The sequence below is a fragment of the Herbiconiux dendrobii genome, assembly GCF_052048175.1.
GTDB lineage: Bacteria > Actinomycetota > Actinomycetes > Actinomycetales > Microbacteriaceae > Herbiconiux.
Genome location: NZ_JBLZQV010000003.1, coordinates 780,930 through 797,963, shown reverse-complemented (window position 1 = coordinate 797,963; position 17,034 = coordinate 780,930). Strand labels below are relative to the sequence as shown.

Genomic DNA, 17,034 nt, shown 5'->3' with positions numbered 1-17,034 from the left:
CGTGGTTATCCGTTCACCATCGCGCTGAGCTGCTCTGCGGCGTCTCTCAGCATCGTCACGCGTTCTGCGGACTGTTCGGAGGAGGGGAGCATCGTCGTCGTGCCGAGCACGGCCATGGCCGCCTGCACGTCGCCGCTGCCGAAGACCGGCACGGCCACCGAGGCCAGCCCGATCCGGCCGAGGTCGGCCCAGGCCACACGGTCGCGGCGCACCAGCGCCAGCTCGGCGTTCTCGCTGCGGGCCTCCTCGGCGCTGAGGCCGGCGTGAAGCCGTGACACCACCGCCGGGTCGGACTGGAAGGCCAGGAGTGCGCGGGACTGCGCGGCCTTCAGCTCCAGCACGGTGCCCACGCGCACGGTGAGCACGATCGTTCCGGAGTTCGCCTCCTCGACGTGGCCGACGACGGCCCCGGAGCGGCCTAGGAAGCTGACCACCGCCGTGAGCCCGGTGCGATCCGACAGCTGCCGGAGCATCGACGGCGCGAGGGAGAGGATCTGCTGCCGGCTCGAGACCAGCCCCGAGAGCTGATCGATCAGCGGCCCGGGACCGTAGGCCGCGCCGAGGAACCCCGAGGCCTGCAGCGACTGCAGGTAGCGGTGGGAGGTCGTGCGGTTCAGCCCGAGGCGCTCCGACACGAGTGCCGGGGACAGCGTGCGGGTGTTCTGGTCGAACAGTGCCAGCACCATGGCCGCGCGCTCGATCGACTGGATCGCGCCCCGCTCGGTGTCGGGCATCGGGATGACCTGCGGGTCGTCTCCGGTCGGGGTGGCCGTGTCGGTCATCTCTCACCTCCTCGTCGAGGGTCTGGGGCTTCGTACGAGCACCAGTAAAGCAAGCAAATGTTCATAATGCAATTGCCAATTTCGCATGACGAACAATGCCGCGTCGGTCGAATCAGCGTATTCACCGGGATCCGGCTGGACAGATTGGGCAAATGTCCGTAATCTGAACCAAAAGTACGCAATCCGAACACAAGGAGGTTCTCGGATGCTCGTCGCCGACGACATGACCACACCATCGCCCGCACTGCTCAAGGTTCTCGACGGAGCGGTCGATCTCCACGTGCACTCCGGCCCCAGCCCGTTCCCGCGCCGGCTCGACCACGTCGAGGCCTCCTACGACGCGGCCCGCATCAACATGCGCGCGATCCTGATCAAGTCGCACCACCACAACACCGTGATGGACCTGCTGGCCATGAAGGAGCTGCTGAAAGACGCCCCGACCCCGGCGTACGGCGGCGTGGCCCTCAACTCCGAGGTCGGCGGCGTCAATCCCTCGGCGGTGGCCGTCGCCATCCAGATGGGCGGGCGTGCCGTGTGGGGGCCGACCGTCTCGGCCGGCCAGCACATCCGGGCCCACAGTCACGACGACGGCTTCCCCACGGCGGGTTCCAACCTCGAAGAGAAGGAGGAGTCGATCTGGGCGAGCCCCGGCACGGTCTCCGCGGAGACCGTGCGCGTCACCCAGCTCGTGGGCGAGGCGGGCATCATGCTGTCGGGCGGTCACCTCGACGCCGAGTCGATGAAGGCCCTCTTCGCCACCGCGCAGGAGAACGGCGTGCGCCGCCTGCTGCTGCACCACCCCGACTTCATCGTGAACGCCTCGGAGGGCGACGTGGAGGAGATGCTCGGCTACGGCGCCTTCGTCGAGCACGAGATGTCGATGTACCACCCGGCCGTGCCCGCCCCCGGCTTCCCCATCTCGCAGCTCGTCGACTGGATCCGCAAGGTCGGGCCCGAGCGCACCGTGATCGACTCCGACCTCGGCCAGAAGACCAACCCGCTGCCGGTCGACGGTTACATCTACGTGGTGCAGCAGCTGCTGGACCACGGGATCCCGGAGAAGGACGTGCGCCAGATGATCTGCCGCAACACCGCCTTCCTCCTCGGCCTCGAGGAGACCATCTGATGCGCGCGGCCGAGAAGGTCATCATCAGCACCGCCGTGACCGGGTCGGTGAACGTGCCCTCGCAGAGCGAGTACCTGCCGCGGGACGCCGACCAGATCGTGCGCTCCGCGCTGGAGGCCGTCGAGGCCGGCTCGGCGATCATCCACCTGCACGCCCGCCACCCCGACGGACGGCCGGCCTGGGAGGCCGAGGTCTACGAGCAGATCGTGCCGCGCATCCTCGAGAAGACCGACGTGGTGATCAACATCACCACGGGCGGCTCCTCGGCGATGACCATGCCGGAGCGGCTGGCCGGCGCGCTGCGCTTCGCGCCCGAGCTCGCCTCGCTCAACATGGGCTCGATGAACTTCGTCTACTCGGGCATCGCCGACAAGGTCACCGAGTGGAAGTACGACTGGGAGGAGCAGTACGTGCGCAACACGTACTCGCACCCCTTCATCAACTCCTTCGACCGCATCGAGTACACGCTGCGGGAGCTGGGGGAAGGGCTCGGCACCCGGTTCGAGTTCGAGTGCTACGACATCGGGCACCTCTACACGCTGGCCTACTTCGTGGAGCGCGGGCTCATCCGGCCCCCGTTCCTCATCCAGGGCGTGTTCGGCATCCTCGGCGGCATCGGCGCCGACCACGAGAACCTCACGCACATGGTGGCCATCGCCGACAAGCTCTTCGGCGACGAGTACTACTTCTCGGCCTTCGCCGCCGGCCGCGCGCAGATGCAGTTCGGCACGCACAGCGCGTGGCTGGGCGGCAACGTGCGGGTCGGGCTCGAGGACAGCCTCTGGATCGGCAAGGGTGAGCTCGCCACGAGCAATGCGCAGCAGGTGCGGAAGATCCGTGCGGTGGTGGAGGACCTCGGCAAGACCATCGCCACCCCGGCCGACGCGCGCCGGATGCTCGCCCTCAAGGGCGTCGACCAGGTCACGCTCTAGACCCACACGAACGACAAGGACCACGATCATGACGATGTATGCCAAAGACGACATCCGCTCGCAACTCGCCCCGCCCCCGCCGCCGGCGACGGCGGTCGACCCCTCCACCCCGATCAAGCCCTCGCAGTGGATCGCCTTCCACGACACCGAGCCCACCGAGGTGAGTGCCGCGGGCAGCCGCACCTGGATCGCGCGCGCCGCGAACCTCGTGGTCGTCTACTCCGACGCGAAGGCCGGGGATGTCTTCACCCGCACGGGCCAGCCCGACGAGTACACGGTGCTGATGTACTCCGAGAGCGCGCCGGTGCGCGTGATCGCCGGTGGCTCGGTGGCCGACGTGGCGGAGGAGGCGTTCGTGGTGGTGCCTCCCGGAGACAGCACCATCGAGGTCGTGGCCGACGGGCCGCTCATCCGTGTGTTCTCCACGGTCGACGAGGGTCTGCGCGACTCGGCGCTCAACGCGCCGGCCTACGCCGAGCCCGATCGGCGCGCGGCCCCGCTGGAGCCCTGGCCCGATCCCGTCGGCGGTTTCGCGCTGCGGGTCTACCGCCTGGCCGACACGCCGATCGCCGAGGGGCGCTTCGGCCGCATCTTCCGCACCACCACCCTGATGGTGAACTTCCTGGCCGAGGAGCCGCAGCCGCGGAACGAGCACAAGCTCTCGCCGCACCACCACGACGACTTCGAGCAGATCTCGTTCGGGGTGAAGGGCCGGTTCGTGCACCACATCCGGTACCCGTGGGGGCCGGACTCGGCCGCCTGGCGCGCCGACGAGCACCGGGAGATCGGCACGCCGTCGATCTGCGTCATCCCGCCGCCCACCGTGCACACCACGCAGGGGATCGGACCGCACCAGCAGTTGCTCGACATCTTCTCGCCCCCGCGGGAGGACTTCTCGGCCTCGGGCTGGGTTCTCAACGCCGACGATTACCCGTCGACGTGACCGCGCTCCCGAGGCCTGCGAGCCTGTTCAGAGCGGCCCTGGAGAGGGCGGATGGCCCGGCCATCGGCACCTGGGTCAAGATCCCGGCCATGGAGAGCATGGAGTTGGTCGCGCTGGCCGGCTTCGACTTCGCGGTCATCGACCTCGAGCACTCGGCCATGAGCATCGAGTCGGCCTACCGGCAGATCGGCGTCGCCCTGTTCGCGGGCGTCTCGCCCATCGTGCGCATCCCCTCCCTGGACTCCGGGGTGGTGCAGCGGGTGCTCGACGCGGGCGCCGAGGGCATCATGCTGCCGCACGTCGACACGGTCGCCCAGGCGGAGGCCGCCGCGGCCGCCGTGCGCTTCCCCCCGCGCGGCACCCGGGGAGTGGGGAGCACGAGCCGGGCCGGTGCGTGGGGCGCGCTGCCGCGCGAGGAGTACCTGCGGTACGGCCAGCAGGAGGTCGTGCTGATCGCCCAGATCGAGAGCGCGGATGCCGCCCGGGCCGCCGGTGCGATCGCCGCGGTCGACGGGGTGGACGCCCTGCTGATCGGGGCCGCCGACCTGTCGACGAGCGAAGGCCGTGCGGAGGACGACCCGGAGGTCGTCGCGCTGATCGCCGGCGCGATCCGGGACTGCCGGGCCGCCGGAGTGCCGATCGGCAACGCGGGCGGGGCGACGGCTGCCTCGGTGCAGGCGGCGGTCGACGCGGGCTACCGGTTCACCATGATGAGCAACGACGCGAGCCTGCTGGGCTCCGCAGCTGCGGCCGCCGTGCGCGCCGGCCGCACGGTGACCTATGGCTGACGCGCGGATCGCGGCCACACTCGAACACAGCACCACTGGAGAGGAACAGCTATGACAGACCACGAAGACACCCGGATGCTGCGCGGCAAGACCGTGCTGGTCGTGGGCGCGAGCGCCGGCATCGGGGCGGACGCCGCGCGGGTGTTCGCCGGGCACGGGGCATCCGTCATGCTCGTGGCGCGCACCGAGGGCCCGCTCCGGGAGACGGCCGAGGGGCTCGCCGCGGAGGGCTTCGACGCGGCCTGGACGACGGGCGACATCAGCTCGGGGCAGGATGTCGCGCGCGTGGTGGATGCGACGGTCGACCGCTTCGGGCGGCTCGACGGCGCCTTCAACAACGCCGGCCTCACGCAGGGCGGCCGCCTCGACGAGGTGTCGGAGGAGGACTTCGACCGCATCCTCTCGGTGAACGTCAAGGGCGCCTGGCTGTGCCTGCGCGAAGAGCTGCGGGTGATGCGCGCGGCCGGCGCCGGCTCGATCGTGAACGTGAGCAGCATCGGCGGGCTGCGCGGCAGCTCGGGCATGGGCGCCTACCAGGCCACCAAGCACGCCGTGATCGGCCTCACGCGCACCGCTGCCCACGACAACGGGCCCCTGGGCGTGCGCGTCAATGCGCTCGCCCCCGGGCCGACCGAGACGCCGATGCTCGCGCAGACCCGCATCGCCATCCCCGGGGGAGTGGAGGCGCGGATCGCGGCGACCCCGCTCCGCAAGGTCGGCACCGGCGCCGAGGTGGGTGAGGCCGCGGCGTGGCTGATGAGTGACCTCGCCAGCCACATCAGCGGTGTGGTGCTGCCGGTCGACGGAGGTTTCAGTGCCTAAGACGAGCAGCCAGAACGAGCGTCCGAGCGAGTTCGCGACCGGGACCGGCACGCTGCGACTGCCCCCGCGCATCCACTTCGGCTACGGCGTGCGCCGGCAGCTGCCCACCCTGCTCGCCGAGCACGGCCGGAAGGTGTTCGCCGTGGTGGATCCCTTCCTCGCCGACTCGCCGGAGTTCGTGCGGCTGCTCGGCGAGCTGCACGAGGCCGGCCTCATCGTGCTCGTGCACACCGAGGTGCTGCCGGAGCTGCCCGTGCACTCGCTCACCGCATCCGGTGCCGTCGCCGCGGGCTTCTCGCCCGACGTCGTGCTCGCCTACGGCGGCGGCAGCGCGCTCGACGCGGCCAAGCTCATCGCCCTGCTCGTCGCGCACGGCGGACCGCTCGGCGCCTACTACGGCGAGAACAAGGTGCCCGGGCCGATCCTGCCCATCGTCGCGGTGCCCACCACGGCGGGCACCGGGTCGGAGGTGACGCCCGTCGCGGTCATCTCTGACCCCGACCAGGAGATGAAGATCGGCATCTCGAGCCCCCACCTCATCCCGGTCGCCGCCGTCGTCGATCCCGAACTGACGCTCGGCGCACCGCCCTCGGTCACGGCCTACGCCGGCATCGACGCGCTCGTGCACGCTCTGGAGTCGTACACGGCCGCCGTGCTGCCCCTCGACTGGTCGGCGACCCTGCCGGTGTTCACCGGCCACAACCTGTTCGCCGGGCACCTCGCGCTCGAGGCGGTGCGGCGGATCGCCCCGCACCTCGCCCGCGCGGTGGCCGACGGCGGCGATCGCGACGCGCGCGCCCAGGTGGCCTACGGGAGTCTGCTGGCCGGGATGTCGTTCGGGCCGAGCGGCACCCATCTCTCGCACGCCCTGCAGTATCCGATCGGCGCCATCACGAAGACGCCGCACGGCCTCGGCACCGGCCTGATGATCCCCTACGTGCTGCAGGCCTGCGTGCCCGTGATCCCGCACAAGCTCGCCGCGATCGACGCCGCTCTCGGCGGATCCGAGAGCGACCCCTGGGTGGCCGCGCAGGCGGCGGTCGACAAGGTCGCCCAGCTGTGCCGCACCATCGGCATCCCGGTGCGGCTGGCCGACATCGGCGTCTCGCGCGACGACCTGCCGCGCATCGCCGAGCTCGCGCTGCGGGCGAAGCGGCTGGTCGACATCTCGCCGATCGGATCCTCGCCGCAGACCATCCTGACCCTCCTCGAGGCCGCCCACGCGGGCGACCGCGAACTCATCGCCTCCTCGGCCGCGCGCGACCGCTGACCCCGAAAGCAGACCATGACTATCACCACCGGCACGCCCGCCTCCTCGGGCTCCACGCCCCTGCATTCCTCCGCCTCGGGCCCCGCCTCCTCGGCCCTCGTCGCCGAGCTGTTCATCGACGGGCGGTGGCGGCCGGGCTCGGAGGGCGCCACCTTCCCCGTGATCGATCCCGCCGACGGGAGCACGATCGCCTCCTTCGCCGTCGCCACCCGCGAGGACTGCCTCGAGGCGGTCGAGGCGGCCTCGGCGGCTCAGGAGTCGTGGGCCGCCACCGCGCCCCGGAAGCGCAGCGAGCTCTTGCGCGCCGCGTACGAGGTGCTCACCGAGGAGGTGGAGCTGTTCGCCGAGATCATGATCCGCGAGAACGGCAAGTCGTACGCCGACGCCATCGGCGAGGCGAACTACGCCAAGGAGTTCTTCCGCTGGTTCGCCGAGGAGGCCGTGCGCATCCCGGGCGAATACCGGCTTTCGCCCGCGGGTGACAAGCGCATCCTGGTCGACCGCCAGCCGATCGGGGTCTCGCTGCTGATCACCCCGTGGAACTTCCCCGCCGCGATGGCCACCCGAAAGCTCGCGCCCGCGCTCGCCGCCGGCTGCACCGTCATCCTGAAGCCGGCGCGCGAGACGCCGTTGACCGCGGCGTACGTGGTCGACGTGCTGCGCCGGGTCGGCTTCCCGCCGGGGGTCGTCAACCTCGTCACACCGCTCCGCACCGGGCCCGTGGTGGCCGAGATGCTCGCTCATCCGGCGGTGCGCAAGCTGTCGTTCACGGGCTCCACCGAGGTGGGGCGCGAGCTGCTGCACGCCTGCGCCGACACGGTGGTGAGCGCCTCGATGGAGCTCGGCGGCAACGCCCCGGTGATCGTGCTGCCGGGCGCCGACCTCGAGCTCACGGTGCGGGAGTCGCTGCTCGCCAAGATGCGCAACGGCGGATCGGCGTGCACCGCGGCGAACCGCTTCTACGTGCACTCCTCGCTGCACGACGACTTCGCCGCGCGGATGGCCCAGGAGCTCGGCCGCCTCCGGGTGGGCCCGGGCCTCGACCACGCCAACCAGCTCGGCGCCCTGGTCTCGGTGAAGGAGCGCGACAAGGTGGCGGCGCTGGTCGACTCCGCCGTGCGCGACGGCGCGTCCGTCGTACAGGGCGGCCGCAGCTCGTCGGCGGGCGCCTTCTACGACGCCACCCTGGTGACGGGTGTGCGGCACGGATCGGAGATCACCGAGAACGAGATCTTCGGGCCGGTCACGGCCGTGGTGCGCTTCGACGACGTCGACGAGGCCGTGCGGATGGCCAACGACACCGTGTTCGGCCTGATGGCCTACGTGTTCGGCGAGGAGCGCGAGGCGATCGCGGTGGCCGGCCGGCTGGAGGCCGGGATGGTCGCCGTCAACCGCGGGGTGGTGAGCGACCCGGCGGCGCCGTTCGGCGGCGTGAAGCAGAGCGGACTCGGCCGCGAGGGCTCCAGCGAGGGCATCCTGGAGTTCCTGGAGGAGAAGTACATCGCGCTGACCGCGTGAGCCGCGGGTGCCTGGGGCCGGCGTCAGCGGCTCAGCGCTCGAGCGCGAACACCGAGTCGGCCGAGCCGTGGCGGGGGCCGGCCACCTCGGTGAAGCCGAGCCGCCGGGCCAGCGCCACCGAGCGCAGGTTGCGCGCATCCGTCACCGCCGTCACCCGCTGCGCGCCCACCACGTCGAACGCGAACGCGAGCATCTGCGAGGCCGCCTCGGTCGCGAGGCCGCTGCCGCCGAACCGCGGATGCAGCACCCAGCCGATCTCGGCCGAGCGGCTGCCTGCCCGCACGTCGTGCAGCTGCAGCGACACGTCGCCGATCAGCCGGCCCTCGTGCTCGAGCGCCAGAGCCAGGAAGTCCTCGGCCTGCCACAGCCGGGTGTGCCGGGTGCGGTCGTGCAGGTGCCGGGCGGAGGCGCGCTCGTCGCGCACCGGCCACGGCAGGAAGGCGGTGACGCTCTCCTCCGACTGCAGGGCGTACCAGTCGGCGGCATCCGTCATCCGGTGCGGACGCAGCAGCAGCCGTTCGGTGCGCAGGGTCGGCGCGTCGAAGGGCCGCTCCGTGCGCGGCCCGCGCAGCACGCGAGGCCTCCGCACGCCCGCCGAGGCCAGGGCCTCCTTGGCCCGGTGCAGCATCGCCGCCGGGCGCTCCCGAGTTCGGGTCTGCGGGATTCCGAGTGCTCTGCTCACCGTCATGCCCCGACGGTAGGCGGTGTTCACAGGCGCATCGTGTGCAAACATTTGAGGTCGCTATGAATAGACTCCCTCCGCTTTCCCGGGGGTGCGCGAACGCCCGACAATGGCAGGATGGCGACCTCTCCGATCTCCGACGAACTCGCCTCCTCCGGCCGGCGGCGGGCCGTGCTGGCCAAGTTGCCGCGGCTGTACCGGGCCGACGGCTCCGCCATCCGGGTGCTCCTGGTCGACGACGAGGTGGTGCTGACCAGCCTGGTCAGCCTCGCGCTCGCCTATGAGGGCTGGACCGTCGAGATCGCGCACGACGGCGCTTCGGCGCTGCAGAAGTTCCGCGAGGTGCAGCCGGACGTCGTGGTGCTCGACATCATGCTGCCCGACACCGACGGCATCACCCTGCTCCGGCAGCTGCGCGAGGCCGAGCAGGCGGCGCCCACCCTGTTCCTCACCGCGCGCGACTCGGTCGACGACCGGATCGTCGGTCTCACCGCCGGCGGCGACGACTACATGNCATCACCCTGCTCCGGCAGCTGCGCGAGGCCGAGCAGGCGGCGCCCACCCTGTTCCTCACCGCGCGCGACTCGGTCGACGACCGGATCGTCGGTCTCACCGCCGGCGGCGACGACTACATGACCAAGCCGTTCAGCCTCGAGGAGCTGGTCGCGCGCCTGCGCGGCCTGCTGCGCCGCTCGATCATGACGGTGTCGGATGAGGACTCCCGCATCGTGGTGGGCGACCTGCTGCTCGACGAGAGCAGCTACGAGGTGGCGCGGGCGGGGGAGCCGATCGCGCTCACGACGACCGAATTCGAGCTGCTGCGGTACCTCATGCGCAACCCCCGCCGGGTGCTGTCGCGGGCCCAGATCCTCGACCGCGTCTGGAACTACGACTTCGCGGGCAAGGCCAGCATCGTCGACCTGTACGTGTCGTACCTGCGCAAGAAGATCGACGCGGGCCGCCCCTCGATGATCCACACCGTGCGCGGTGTGGGCTACGTGCTGAGGCCCGCCGAATGAGCCGCCGCCGGCCGTGGACGCTCAGCCGCCGCCTCGTCGTGGGAACCGCCGCACTCGTCGCCGGTGTGCTGCTGGCCGTCGGCATCGCCTCCATCGCCACCCTCACGACGTCGGTGACGACGGTCGTCGACACGCAGCTGACCGGCTCGATGTCGGCCCTCAGCCACTCGGCCGAGAAGTTCCGCTACGGGAACATGTCCAACGGCCACCCGGCCAAGGCGATGGTCGACTTCGTCGGGCACGGGCCCGGATCCTTCATCGCGGTGCTCTCCGACGGCCGGGTCGACGACTCCGCCTACTTCTCCGACTCGGATGCGGCCACGCTCGACCCGACCGTGATCGCTCAGCTCGAGAACGGATCGATCGACGTCGGCTCGCACCAGAACCTGCAGCTCGCGGGTCTCGGCAGCTATCGCGTGGCCAGCGAGTACGACAGCGAGGGCAACGTGCTCGTCACCGGCGTCTCGATGGCCACGGCGGAGGCGGCGGTGCTGCAGGAGGCGATCACGATCGCGGTGCTCGCCCTGCTCGCCCTCGCGGTGATCGTCGTGGGCGTGATCGTGCTGGTGCGGCTCGCGCTGCGCCCGCTCGCCCGCGTGGTGGGCACGGCGGTCGAGGTGGTCGACACCCCCCTCGATCGCGGCGACGTGGCCATCACCACCCGGGTGGCCGAGGCCGACACCGATCCGCGCACCGAGGTGGGCAAGGTGGGTGAGGCGCTCAACCGCCTGCTGGTGCATGTCGACGACGCCCTCGCCGTGCGGGCGGCCACCGACAAGCGGATGCGGCGCTTCGTCACCGACGCCAGCCACGAGCTGCGCACCCCGCTGGCCGCCATCCAGGGCTACGCCGAGCTGACCCGGCAGGACAGCGCGGAGCTGCCCGAGATCACCGAGTACTCGCTGGCCCGGATCGAGTCGGAGGCCAAGCGGATGAACTCGCTGGTCAGCGACCTGCTGCTGCTGGCGCGGCTCGACGAGGGGCAGGATCTGCACCTCGACCAGGTCGACCTCGGCGAGATCGTGGTGAACGCCATCAGCGACGCGAAGGCCTCGGCCGCCGATCACACCTGGGTCGCGGAGGTCCCGGATGCGCCGGCGCTCGTCTCGGGCGACCGCGAGCGGCTGCACCAGCTGGTGCTGAACCTGCTCTCCAACGCGGCCGTGCACACGCCGGAGGGCAGCACGGTCACCACGCGGATCGCCGTGGTTCCGGATGCCGAGGCCGAGCAGGTCGTGCAGGTGACCATCTCCGACGACGGCCCCGGCATCCCGCCCGAGCTCATCCCGGAGCTCTTCGAGCGCTTCGCCCGCGGCGACTCCTCGCGCTCGCGCCGGGCCGGCTCGAGCGGTCTCGGCCTCGCGATCGTGGCCTCGATCGTGGAGGCGCACGACGGCTCCATCGCGGTGGACTCCTCGCCGGCGGGAACGACCTTCACCCTCCGTCTGGCCCGGGTGGCCGGTGCGGCGGCCGGCCCGTCGCCCGCGGGCGACCGGTCTGCCGCACAGGACAGCCGCATCAGCTCATGAGCGACGGGCCGCGACGAGGCGGATGACCACGGTCACCACCACCAGGGCGGTCGCCGTCGCGATGGCGGTGGCCGCGACGGCGGCCGAGGGCAGCGTGCCGGTGGTGCGCGAGACCGCGACCCACGCGAGGCCCCAGGCGAGTGAAGCGGTGGGGGAGAGGCGGCCCTCCCCGAAGACGGCCAGGGCCAGCCCCGCGAGCCCGGCGACGATCACGATCGCCACGCCCCAGGCATCCGCGGGCCAGCCGAAGCCGTCGAAGCCGCTCGCCGTGAGCAGGGCGGTCACGTTGGCCGCCGTCGCGATGCTCACCCAGCCGAGGTAGAGGCCCACCGTGCCGTCGACCACGATCGACTGCACCCAGCCCTGGCCCCGCCGCCGGGTGCGTACCACCCGCACGAAGGTGAACAGCAGCGCGATCAGCAGCACCGCGATCACCACGGCGCTGAGCGCGAGGAGACCGGCCTGCACGCTCAGGATCCACGCCGCGTTCAGCAGCAGCGTGACGGCGATCGGGTAGCCCAGGACGCGCTGGCGCGGGCTGTGGGTCTGCGCCGGCAGGAACTGCCAGACGGCGTACGCGAGCAGCCCGAGGTAGATGACCGACCAGATCGAGAACGCGGGACCGGCCGGCGCGATGAGGGTCGAGTCGGCGCCGAGGGCGCCCCCGGCGGCATCCTGGATCGGGGTGCCGCCCGCGGCCCCGGATCCGACGAACGCGCCGATGACGGCCAGCACGGCACTCACGGCCACCACGATCTGGCGGATGCGATCGGACATGGGATGCTCCTTCCACGAACCGCGCGACCGGCAGTTCGCTAATCATCTTAGTAACCATGCTACCGAATGGCATCGGCGAGGAGGGCCGGTTTCGACGCATCCCGCTCGCGGCCACGGGGAGGGTTCGAGGTTTGTTACGTTCTTCTCATGGGCCACCTTCCTGGATGCGCGCGGCCGTCGTCCATCGACCGTCACGCCGCGCCGGAGGTCGACGCCGGCGCCGTCGACGGCAGCTGATGGCGGCCCCGACCGACCGCCGGTGGTGCCTCGTGAGCGCTGGTCTGCTCCTGGCCTTGATGGGCTGCACGTCGACGGACTCGCCGGGGGACTCGCCGGGGGACTCGCCGGGGGAGCAGGGAATCGTCATCGACCTGATGCACGCGGGGTGGCGGAACGTGCCCGGGGTCGTTGCCGACGGAGACGGTCTGCGGGTGGCTGCGACGGGGAGGAGCATCGCCGAACAGGACGGCCGGGGAGGCCGGCCGAACGCACCGGTCGACCTCGAGGGAACGCACCTGGTGGCCGCGGAGGACTTCTCGCTGAGTGTGTCGTTCTCGGATGTGACCGCGGACGCCACCCTGGCCGTCCACGACAGCCCCCCGGTGATCGCCGACGAGTTCCGGATCGAGCCTACGGGATTGACGCTCACACTCCGAGGCGACGAGCTGCGGATCGCCGTCTTCGACGGGTCCGCGCAGCAGGATGTGACCGACCCGCGGCCCGTGCAGGAGGTGCGCGTGACGGTCCCCGATCCCGAGGCGGAGTTCTCCATCCACCGTTCCGGGGACCGACTCGAGATCGGCACCGGCGGGGGGACGCCGGCCACCCTGTCAGGAGGGGACGTCTTCGGCTCCGGCGAGCTCTGGTTGGGGCTGTCGAGTGAGGAGGGGACCTTCGCGGTCGATACACTCGCCGCCGCGGCCCCGGCCGGTGCTCACCTGGCCACCGCGGGTTCGGCTGCAGTCGATGCCGAACCGTCTCCCGAGGGGCTTCAAGCTCGTGCTACCCGCTCTCGGCCGGACTTCCTGATCGGCGCGGCTGTGGCCCTCGGCCCGCTGGTCTCCGACGCGGAGTACGCCGACACCGTCGTGGGCGAGTTCGGCGCCCTCACCCCGGAGAACGCCATGAAGCCGCAGTCGCTCGCCCCGCGGCAGGGCGAGTACACCTTCCAGGAAGCCGATGCCCTCCTCGACTTCGCGGAGAGCAAGGGGATCGCCGTGCACGGCCACACCATCGCCTTCTCCGAGGCGATGCCCGACTGGATGCGGGAACTCCCCGCCGACTCCGATCGGGGGCGTCAGGCCAGCGCCGAGGCGCTGCTCGACTACGTGACCACCGTCGTCACGCATTTCGCGGGGCGGCTCGAGTCGCTCGACGTCGTCAACGAACCCTTCGATCTCGACCAGGGGACCCGTCTGCAGGAGAACATCTGGTACCGGGTCTTCGGACCGGCTTACCCCGTGATCGTCTCGCGGGCGGTTCACGATGCCGACCCCGACGTCCGGCAGTTCATCAACGAGAACGGCGCCGACGTGCCGGGTGCGCGCCAGGACGCGCTGATCCAGCTCGCTCTCGACACGAACGCGCACGGTGGATACATCGACGGCGTCGGCCTCCAGGCTCATGTGTACGACCTCGGCTCCGATGCCCTGTCCGCCGCTGATCTCGCGACGACGTTCGACGGCTTCGAGGATGCCGGGCTGCTCGTCCGGATCTCCGAGAACGACGTCACGGACAGCGAGGGTCAGGTCGCCCAGGCGGAGCAGTACGCCACTGTCCTCGCAAGCTGCCTCCGTTCGAGAACCTGCGTCTCCTATACGACGTGGGGGGTCGACGACCGCTTCGACTGGTGGATCGACGACGACGGCGACCTGCAGCAGGGCCACGATCTCCTGTTCGCCGACGGGGAGCCGACGCCCGCGTACGACGCCGTGAGGAAGGTGCTCGGAGGCTGACCGACCGGCGGAGGCGGGCTCAGACGGCGATCGGCTCGATCAGCGTGGGGTCGTCTTTGGCCACCGAGGTGTCGCGCACGTTGTTGACCCGCTTGGAGACGGGGTAGGTGCTGATCGTCGAGGCGACCGCGAGCGAGGATCGGTCGAGCATGGCCACGAGCTCGTCCTTCGCGCCGGCCGACTCGGCCTTCTGCGGGGTGACCCAGGTGTCCCAGGTGTCGGGCGTGAGGAAGACGGGCATCCGGTCGTGCACCTCGCCCGAGGCATCCGCCGCCTCGCGGGTGATGACGGTGAACGAGAGGGCCCAGCTGCCCTCCGCCGTCTTGGTGAGTTCGTACAGGCCGGCCGCCGCCATCAGCTTCTCGGGGCCGTGGATGAAGTACGGCTGCTTGCCCTCGGCCGTCGCCACCCACTCGTAGTAGCCGTTCATCGGCACGATGCAGCGCCGGGCCGCGAAGGCGTTGCGGAACAGGCCGTTGCTCGCCACCCCCTCCAGCCGCGCGTTGATCGGCGCCGGGCCACCGCTCTTGGCCCAGGCCGGCTTCAGCCCCCAGCTGGCGGCATCGACCTCGCGCAGGGTCTCGCCGTCGCGCACCCGCTCGCGCACGATCGGCGCCGCCTCGGTGGGGGCGACGTTGTAGGAGGGGCGCCAGTCTTCGAGCTTGCCGCCGCGAGCGATGAACTCGGTGATCAGCTCGTCGGTCTCGGCGCTCATCGTGAATCGGCCGCACATGGCTGCACCGTCCTCCCTGCGGCGATCATCCGCCGTCGCGTCCATTCTGGGCTCCGGATGCCGCCCTGGGAAGCGGGTCGGTGTCCGGGAGCGGGCCGGTGCCTGGAAGCGGGCCGGTGTCCGGGAGCGAGCCGGTCGCCGGGAGCGGGTCGAGGAGGGCGGACCCGAGCCGCACCGACCCGGGGTGCGGGCCTGCCGCGCGCAAGGCTCCGGCCCAGCCGAGCACGACGTCCGACCGTGAGGCGGCGACCACCGTGTTCCCGGCCTCCCGCCCGTCGACCACCGACTGCGGGCCGAGCACGAGCACGTGCCCGAACACCGGGGACAGCGCCGCGAGCTGCCGGCGCAGGGTGGGCAGCCCGGGGTCGTCGGCGACGTTGATCAGCAGAACGCCCTCGGCCGTCAGCAGCCGGGCGACGTCGCCAAAGAACCCGGTCGTCTGCAGGTGGGCTGGCGTGCTGAGGCCCTGGTACAGGTCGGCGATCACCACGTCGCAGCGGCCGCCCAGGCGGGTGGCGAGCCCGCGAACCTGCCGAGCGGCGTCGCCCGGGTGCTCGGTGAGGGAGGTGCCCGCGGGCAGGGGGAGAGCATCCGTCACGAAGGCGACGAGGTTCGCCTCGAGGTCGACGACGTGCTGCTCGCTGCCCGGCCGCGTCGACTGCAGGTAGCGGGCGAGGGTCAGCGCTCCGGCGCCGAGGTGCAGGGCGACCAGGGGCTCGCCCGGCAGGCGGATGCGGTCGACCGCGAAGCCGATCCGCCGCACGTAGTCGTGGAAGAGGGTGCCCGGGTCGGCGGGATCGACGTGCGACTGCATCGTTCCCGCGATCGACAGGGTGAAGGTTCCGGGCAGCACCGGGTCGGGTGCGATCTCGGCGATCCCGCCCCCGGGGTGCAGTCGGACGCGCCGGATGCTCGCGCCGGCTGTCACGGTGTCGTCGCCTTCGGCGTCGCCATCCGCAGAGGGAGCCCGAGGAAGCGGGCGTAGCGGCCGAGATCGCGCTCGAAGCCGCGCTGCTCCGACTCGCTCAGCACGGTGAACGGATCCAGGGTCACGGTGACGGCCTTCGGCCCGATCGAGCGCTTCCAGGTGCCGACGATCGTGCCGTGCGAGACGAGCATGGGCAGGAAGATGCCGTTGCCGCCGGGCACGATCCGCTCGAAGTACTCCTCCGGCAGCGCGGGCGCGCGACGGCGGTACCCGAGTAGGTACTCGTCGAAGCCCGGCAGGGCGGCGGTGGCGGGCAGGCGCCCGGGCGGGGCGGCTTCTGCCGAGCCGTGCGCATCGGGGCCGGCGAGGTAGTACGTCTCGCCGCCGAGCTCTATGGTGCTCAGCCGCTCGCGCACCCGGGCGAGGCCGCTCTTCGCCTCGGCGACCGTCACCTTCGACCACCAGCAGAAGTCGTCGAGGGTGGCGGGGCCGTGCCCGGTGAAGTAGCGCAGCACGAACTCGCCGAGCGCCTCGTCGCGGTCGGGCTCACGGGTGGCCGGAGCCCATTCGTCGAGCAGCACCATCGCCTGGCCGGAGCCGCGGGCCGGGCCCCAGCACAGCACGCCCGCGTGCGCGAGCAGCCAGATGAGGTGCACGCCGCGCTGGCCGCCCGGCTCGATGCCCTCGGCCTTCAGCAGGGCGAAGTACTCGTCGCGGCTGAGCGAGCCGCCGCCGGTGAGCGCGCCGCGCGCGATGTGCTCGGCCCGCGTCACCAGGGCGTCGTCGATGCCGAGCTGGCGGTGCCGGGCGCCCGTGCCCTGCACGGTGCGGGCGGCGGTGATCGAGAGCATCATCCGCAGGTCGCCCGGGGTACAGAAGTGCAGGGTTCCGCGCATCGGCCACGAGCGCACGACGGCGCCGGAGTCGAGCGCCTCGACCAGGTCGTCGCGGGTGGAGCCGGGTGCGCGCAGCCCGAGCGCCCAGCTCGCCTGGCCGAAGTCCTGCGCCTGCACGGCCAGAAGGCCGGTCACGACCGCTGCGATCGACTCGGCGCCGGATGCCGCCTGCCCGGGCGCGCCCGGCCGGCGCACGCGGGTCTGGCCGATTCCCTGGGCGGCAGCCCGCCGCCGCAGCAGCTCGCGCGCCGCGCGGGCGCTCATCGCGGTGGCGCCGCCCGGAGGAGTCATGCGCCCAGTATGCAGCTCGCCCCCGACAGCGGGGCGCCGCTCA

At 71.6% G+C, this 17,034-nt stretch carries 15 protein-coding genes and 2 pseudogenes; 11 read left to right on the top strand and 6 right to left on the bottom strand.

The window, feature by feature from the left end; genetic code table 11:
- Nucleotides 1-5: 5 nt before the first annotated feature.
- On the bottom strand, nucleotides 6-782 hold the full coding sequence (locus ACN4JJ_RS12765; protein WP_440710256.1) for an IclR family transcriptional regulator: 777 nt from the start codon (nucleotides 780-782) through the stop codon (nucleotides 6-8).
- A gap of 205 nt (nucleotides 783-987) precedes the next feature.
- Between ACN4JJ_RS12765 and ACN4JJ_RS12760 the strand changes: the two genes are divergently transcribed.
- The 7 genes from ACN4JJ_RS12760 to ACN4JJ_RS12730 are packed head-to-tail and all read left to right on the top strand — an operon-like array spanning nucleotide 988 to nucleotide 8,181.
- Nucleotides 988-1,908 (top strand): DUF6282 family protein, encoded by a 921-nt coding sequence (locus tag ACN4JJ_RS12760; RefSeq protein WP_440710255.1) that lies wholly within the window; start codon nucleotides 988-990, stop codon nucleotides 1,906-1,908.
- Complete coding sequence (kce, locus tag ACN4JJ_RS12755) at nucleotides 1,908-2,840, top strand: 3,5-dioxohexanoate:acetyl-CoA acetone transferase (protein WP_440710254.1); 933 nt, start codon at nucleotides 1,908-1,910, stop codon at nucleotides 2,838-2,840. Before ACN4JJ_RS12760 ends, kce begins: the two co-directional genes overlap by 1 nt.
- 28 nt (nucleotides 2,841-2,868) lie before the next feature.
- On the top strand, nucleotides 2,869-3,783 hold the full coding sequence (locus ACN4JJ_RS12750; RefSeq protein ID WP_440710253.1) for a cupin domain-containing protein: 915 nt from the start codon (nucleotides 2,869-2,871) through the stop codon (nucleotides 3,781-3,783).
- Nucleotides 3,780-4,571 (top strand): HpcH/HpaI aldolase family protein, encoded by a 792-nt coding sequence (locus tag ACN4JJ_RS12745; RefSeq protein WP_440710252.1) that lies wholly within the window; start codon nucleotides 3,780-3,782, stop codon nucleotides 4,569-4,571. Before ACN4JJ_RS12750 ends, ACN4JJ_RS12745 begins: the two co-directional genes overlap by 4 nt.
- A gap of 51 nt (nucleotides 4,572-4,622) precedes the next feature.
- Complete coding sequence (locus tag ACN4JJ_RS12740; RefSeq protein WP_440710251.1) at nucleotides 4,623-5,393, top strand: SDR family NAD(P)-dependent oxidoreductase; 771 nt, start codon at nucleotides 4,623-4,625, stop codon at nucleotides 5,391-5,393.
- A complete protein-coding gene (locus tag ACN4JJ_RS12735; RefSeq protein ID WP_440710250.1) occupies nucleotides 5,386-6,663 on the top strand; it encodes an iron-containing alcohol dehydrogenase in 1,278 nt (425 codons plus the stop codon). The genes ACN4JJ_RS12740 and ACN4JJ_RS12735 overlap by 8 nt, the downstream gene beginning before the upstream one ends.
- A gap of 15 nt (nucleotides 6,664-6,678) precedes the next feature.
- On the top strand, nucleotides 6,679-8,181 hold the full coding sequence (locus tag ACN4JJ_RS12730) for an NAD-dependent succinate-semialdehyde dehydrogenase (RefSeq protein ID WP_440710249.1): 1,503 nt from the start codon (nucleotides 6,679-6,681) through the stop codon (nucleotides 8,179-8,181).
- Between the two features lie 31 nt (nucleotides 8,182-8,212).
- Here the strand turns inward: ACN4JJ_RS12730 and ACN4JJ_RS12725 are convergent, their stop codons facing one another.
- Nucleotides 8,213-8,869 (bottom strand): GNAT family N-acetyltransferase, encoded by a 657-nt coding sequence (locus ACN4JJ_RS12725; protein WP_440710248.1) that lies wholly within the window; start codon nucleotides 8,867-8,869, stop codon nucleotides 8,213-8,215.
- Nucleotides 8,870-8,980: 111 nt separating this feature from the next.
- Here ACN4JJ_RS12725 and ACN4JJ_RS12720 point away from each other — a divergent pair.
- The 3 genes and pseudogenes from ACN4JJ_RS12720 to ACN4JJ_RS12710 all read left to right on the top strand — a co-directional run.
- Nucleotides 8,981-9,328, top strand: a pseudogene (locus ACN4JJ_RS12720) (response regulator); the annotation flags it as partial.
- 92 nt (nucleotides 9,329-9,420) lie between these two features.
- Nucleotides 9,421-9,882: pseudogene (locus tag ACN4JJ_RS12715) on the top strand (response regulator transcription factor); the annotation flags it as partial.
- Complete coding sequence (locus ACN4JJ_RS12710; RefSeq protein WP_440710247.1) at nucleotides 9,879-11,411, top strand: sensor histidine kinase; 1,533 nt, start codon at nucleotides 9,879-9,881, stop codon at nucleotides 11,409-11,411. The pseudogene ACN4JJ_RS12715 and the gene ACN4JJ_RS12710, both read left to right, overlap by 4 nt.
- Here ACN4JJ_RS12710 and ACN4JJ_RS12705 read toward each other — a convergent pair.
- Nucleotides 11,406-12,188, bottom strand: a complete 783-nt coding sequence (locus tag ACN4JJ_RS12705; RefSeq protein ID WP_440710246.1) for a TspO-related membrane protein — start codon at nucleotides 12,186-12,188, stop codon at nucleotides 11,406-11,408. The genes ACN4JJ_RS12710 and ACN4JJ_RS12705 overlap by 6 nt on opposite strands.
- Before the next feature lie 236 nt (nucleotides 12,189-12,424).
- Between ACN4JJ_RS12705 and ACN4JJ_RS12700 the strand changes: the two genes are divergently transcribed.
- The gene (locus tag ACN4JJ_RS12700; RefSeq protein ID WP_440710245.1) at nucleotides 12,425-14,143 is read left to right on the top strand and encodes an endo-1,4-beta-xylanase; all 1,719 of its coding nucleotides are present in this window, start codon (nucleotides 12,425-12,427) and stop codon (nucleotides 14,141-14,143) included.
- Nucleotides 14,144-14,162: 19 nt separating this feature from the next.
- Here the strand turns inward: ACN4JJ_RS12700 and ACN4JJ_RS12695 are convergent, their stop codons facing one another.
- Genes ACN4JJ_RS12695 through ACN4JJ_RS12685 form a run of 3 tightly spaced genes read right to left on the bottom strand, consistent with a single transcriptional unit; the run spans nucleotide 14,163 to nucleotide 16,991 of the window.
- On the bottom strand, nucleotides 14,163-14,876 hold the full coding sequence (locus ACN4JJ_RS12695; RefSeq protein ID WP_440710244.1) for an SOS response-associated peptidase: 714 nt from the start codon (nucleotides 14,874-14,876) through the stop codon (nucleotides 14,163-14,165).
- Nucleotides 14,877-14,901: 25 nt separating this feature from the next.
- Entirely contained in the window at nucleotides 14,902-15,804 is a 903-nt protein-coding gene (locus tag ACN4JJ_RS12690; protein WP_440710243.1) for a spermidine synthase, read from the bottom strand.
- Nucleotides 15,801-16,991, bottom strand: coding sequence for a winged helix DNA-binding domain-containing protein (locus ACN4JJ_RS12685; RefSeq protein WP_440710242.1), 1,191 nt, complete (start codon nucleotides 16,989-16,991; stop codon nucleotides 15,801-15,803). Before ACN4JJ_RS12685 ends, ACN4JJ_RS12690 begins: the two co-directional genes overlap by 4 nt.
- Between the last annotated feature and the right edge of the window lie 43 nt (nucleotides 16,992-17,034).

Excerpts from the sequence above, each read along its gene's own strand:
- ACN4JJ_RS12765 (WP_440710256.1), bottom strand. The coding sequence starts at position 782 with ATGACCGACACGGCCACCCCGACCGGAGACGACCCGCAGGTCATCCCG.
- ACN4JJ_RS12760 (WP_440710255.1), top strand. The coding sequence starts at position 988 with ATGCTCGTCGCCGACGACATGACCACACCATCGCCCGCACTGCTCAAG.
- kce (WP_440710254.1), top strand. The coding sequence starts at position 1,908 with ATGCGCGCGGCCGAGAAGGTCATCATCAGCACCGCCGTGACCGGGTCG.
- ACN4JJ_RS12750 (WP_440710253.1), top strand. The coding sequence starts at position 2,869 with ATGACGATGTATGCCAAAGACGACATCCGCTCGCAACTCGCCCCGCCC.
- ACN4JJ_RS12740 (WP_440710251.1), top strand. The coding sequence starts at position 4,623 with ATGACAGACCACGAAGACACCCGGATGCTGCGCGGCAAGACCGTGCTG.
- ACN4JJ_RS12730 (WP_440710249.1), top strand. The coding sequence starts at position 6,679 with ATGACTATCACCACCGGCACGCCCGCCTCCTCGGGCTCCACGCCCCTG.
- ACN4JJ_RS12725 (WP_440710248.1), bottom strand. The coding sequence starts at position 8,869 with ATGACGGTGAGCAGAGCACTCGGAATCCCGCAGACCCGAACTCGGGAG.
- ACN4JJ_RS12710 (WP_440710247.1), top strand. The coding sequence starts at position 9,879 with ATGAGCCGCCGCCGGCCGTGGACGCTCAGCCGCCGCCTCGTCGTGGGA.
- ACN4JJ_RS12705 (WP_440710246.1), bottom strand. The coding sequence starts at position 12,188 with ATGTCCGATCGCATCCGCCAGATCGTGGTGGCCGTGAGTGCCGTGCTG.
- ACN4JJ_RS12700 (WP_440710245.1), top strand. The coding sequence starts at position 12,425 with ATGGCGGCCCCGACCGACCGCCGGTGGTGCCTCGTGAGCGCTGGTCTG.
- ACN4JJ_RS12695 (WP_440710244.1), bottom strand. The coding sequence starts at position 14,876 with ATGTGCGGCCGATTCACGATGAGCGCCGAGACCGACGAGCTGATCACC.
- ACN4JJ_RS12685 (WP_440710242.1), bottom strand. The coding sequence starts at position 16,991 with ATGACTCCTCCGGGCGGCGCCACCGCGATGAGCGCCCGCGCGGCGCGC.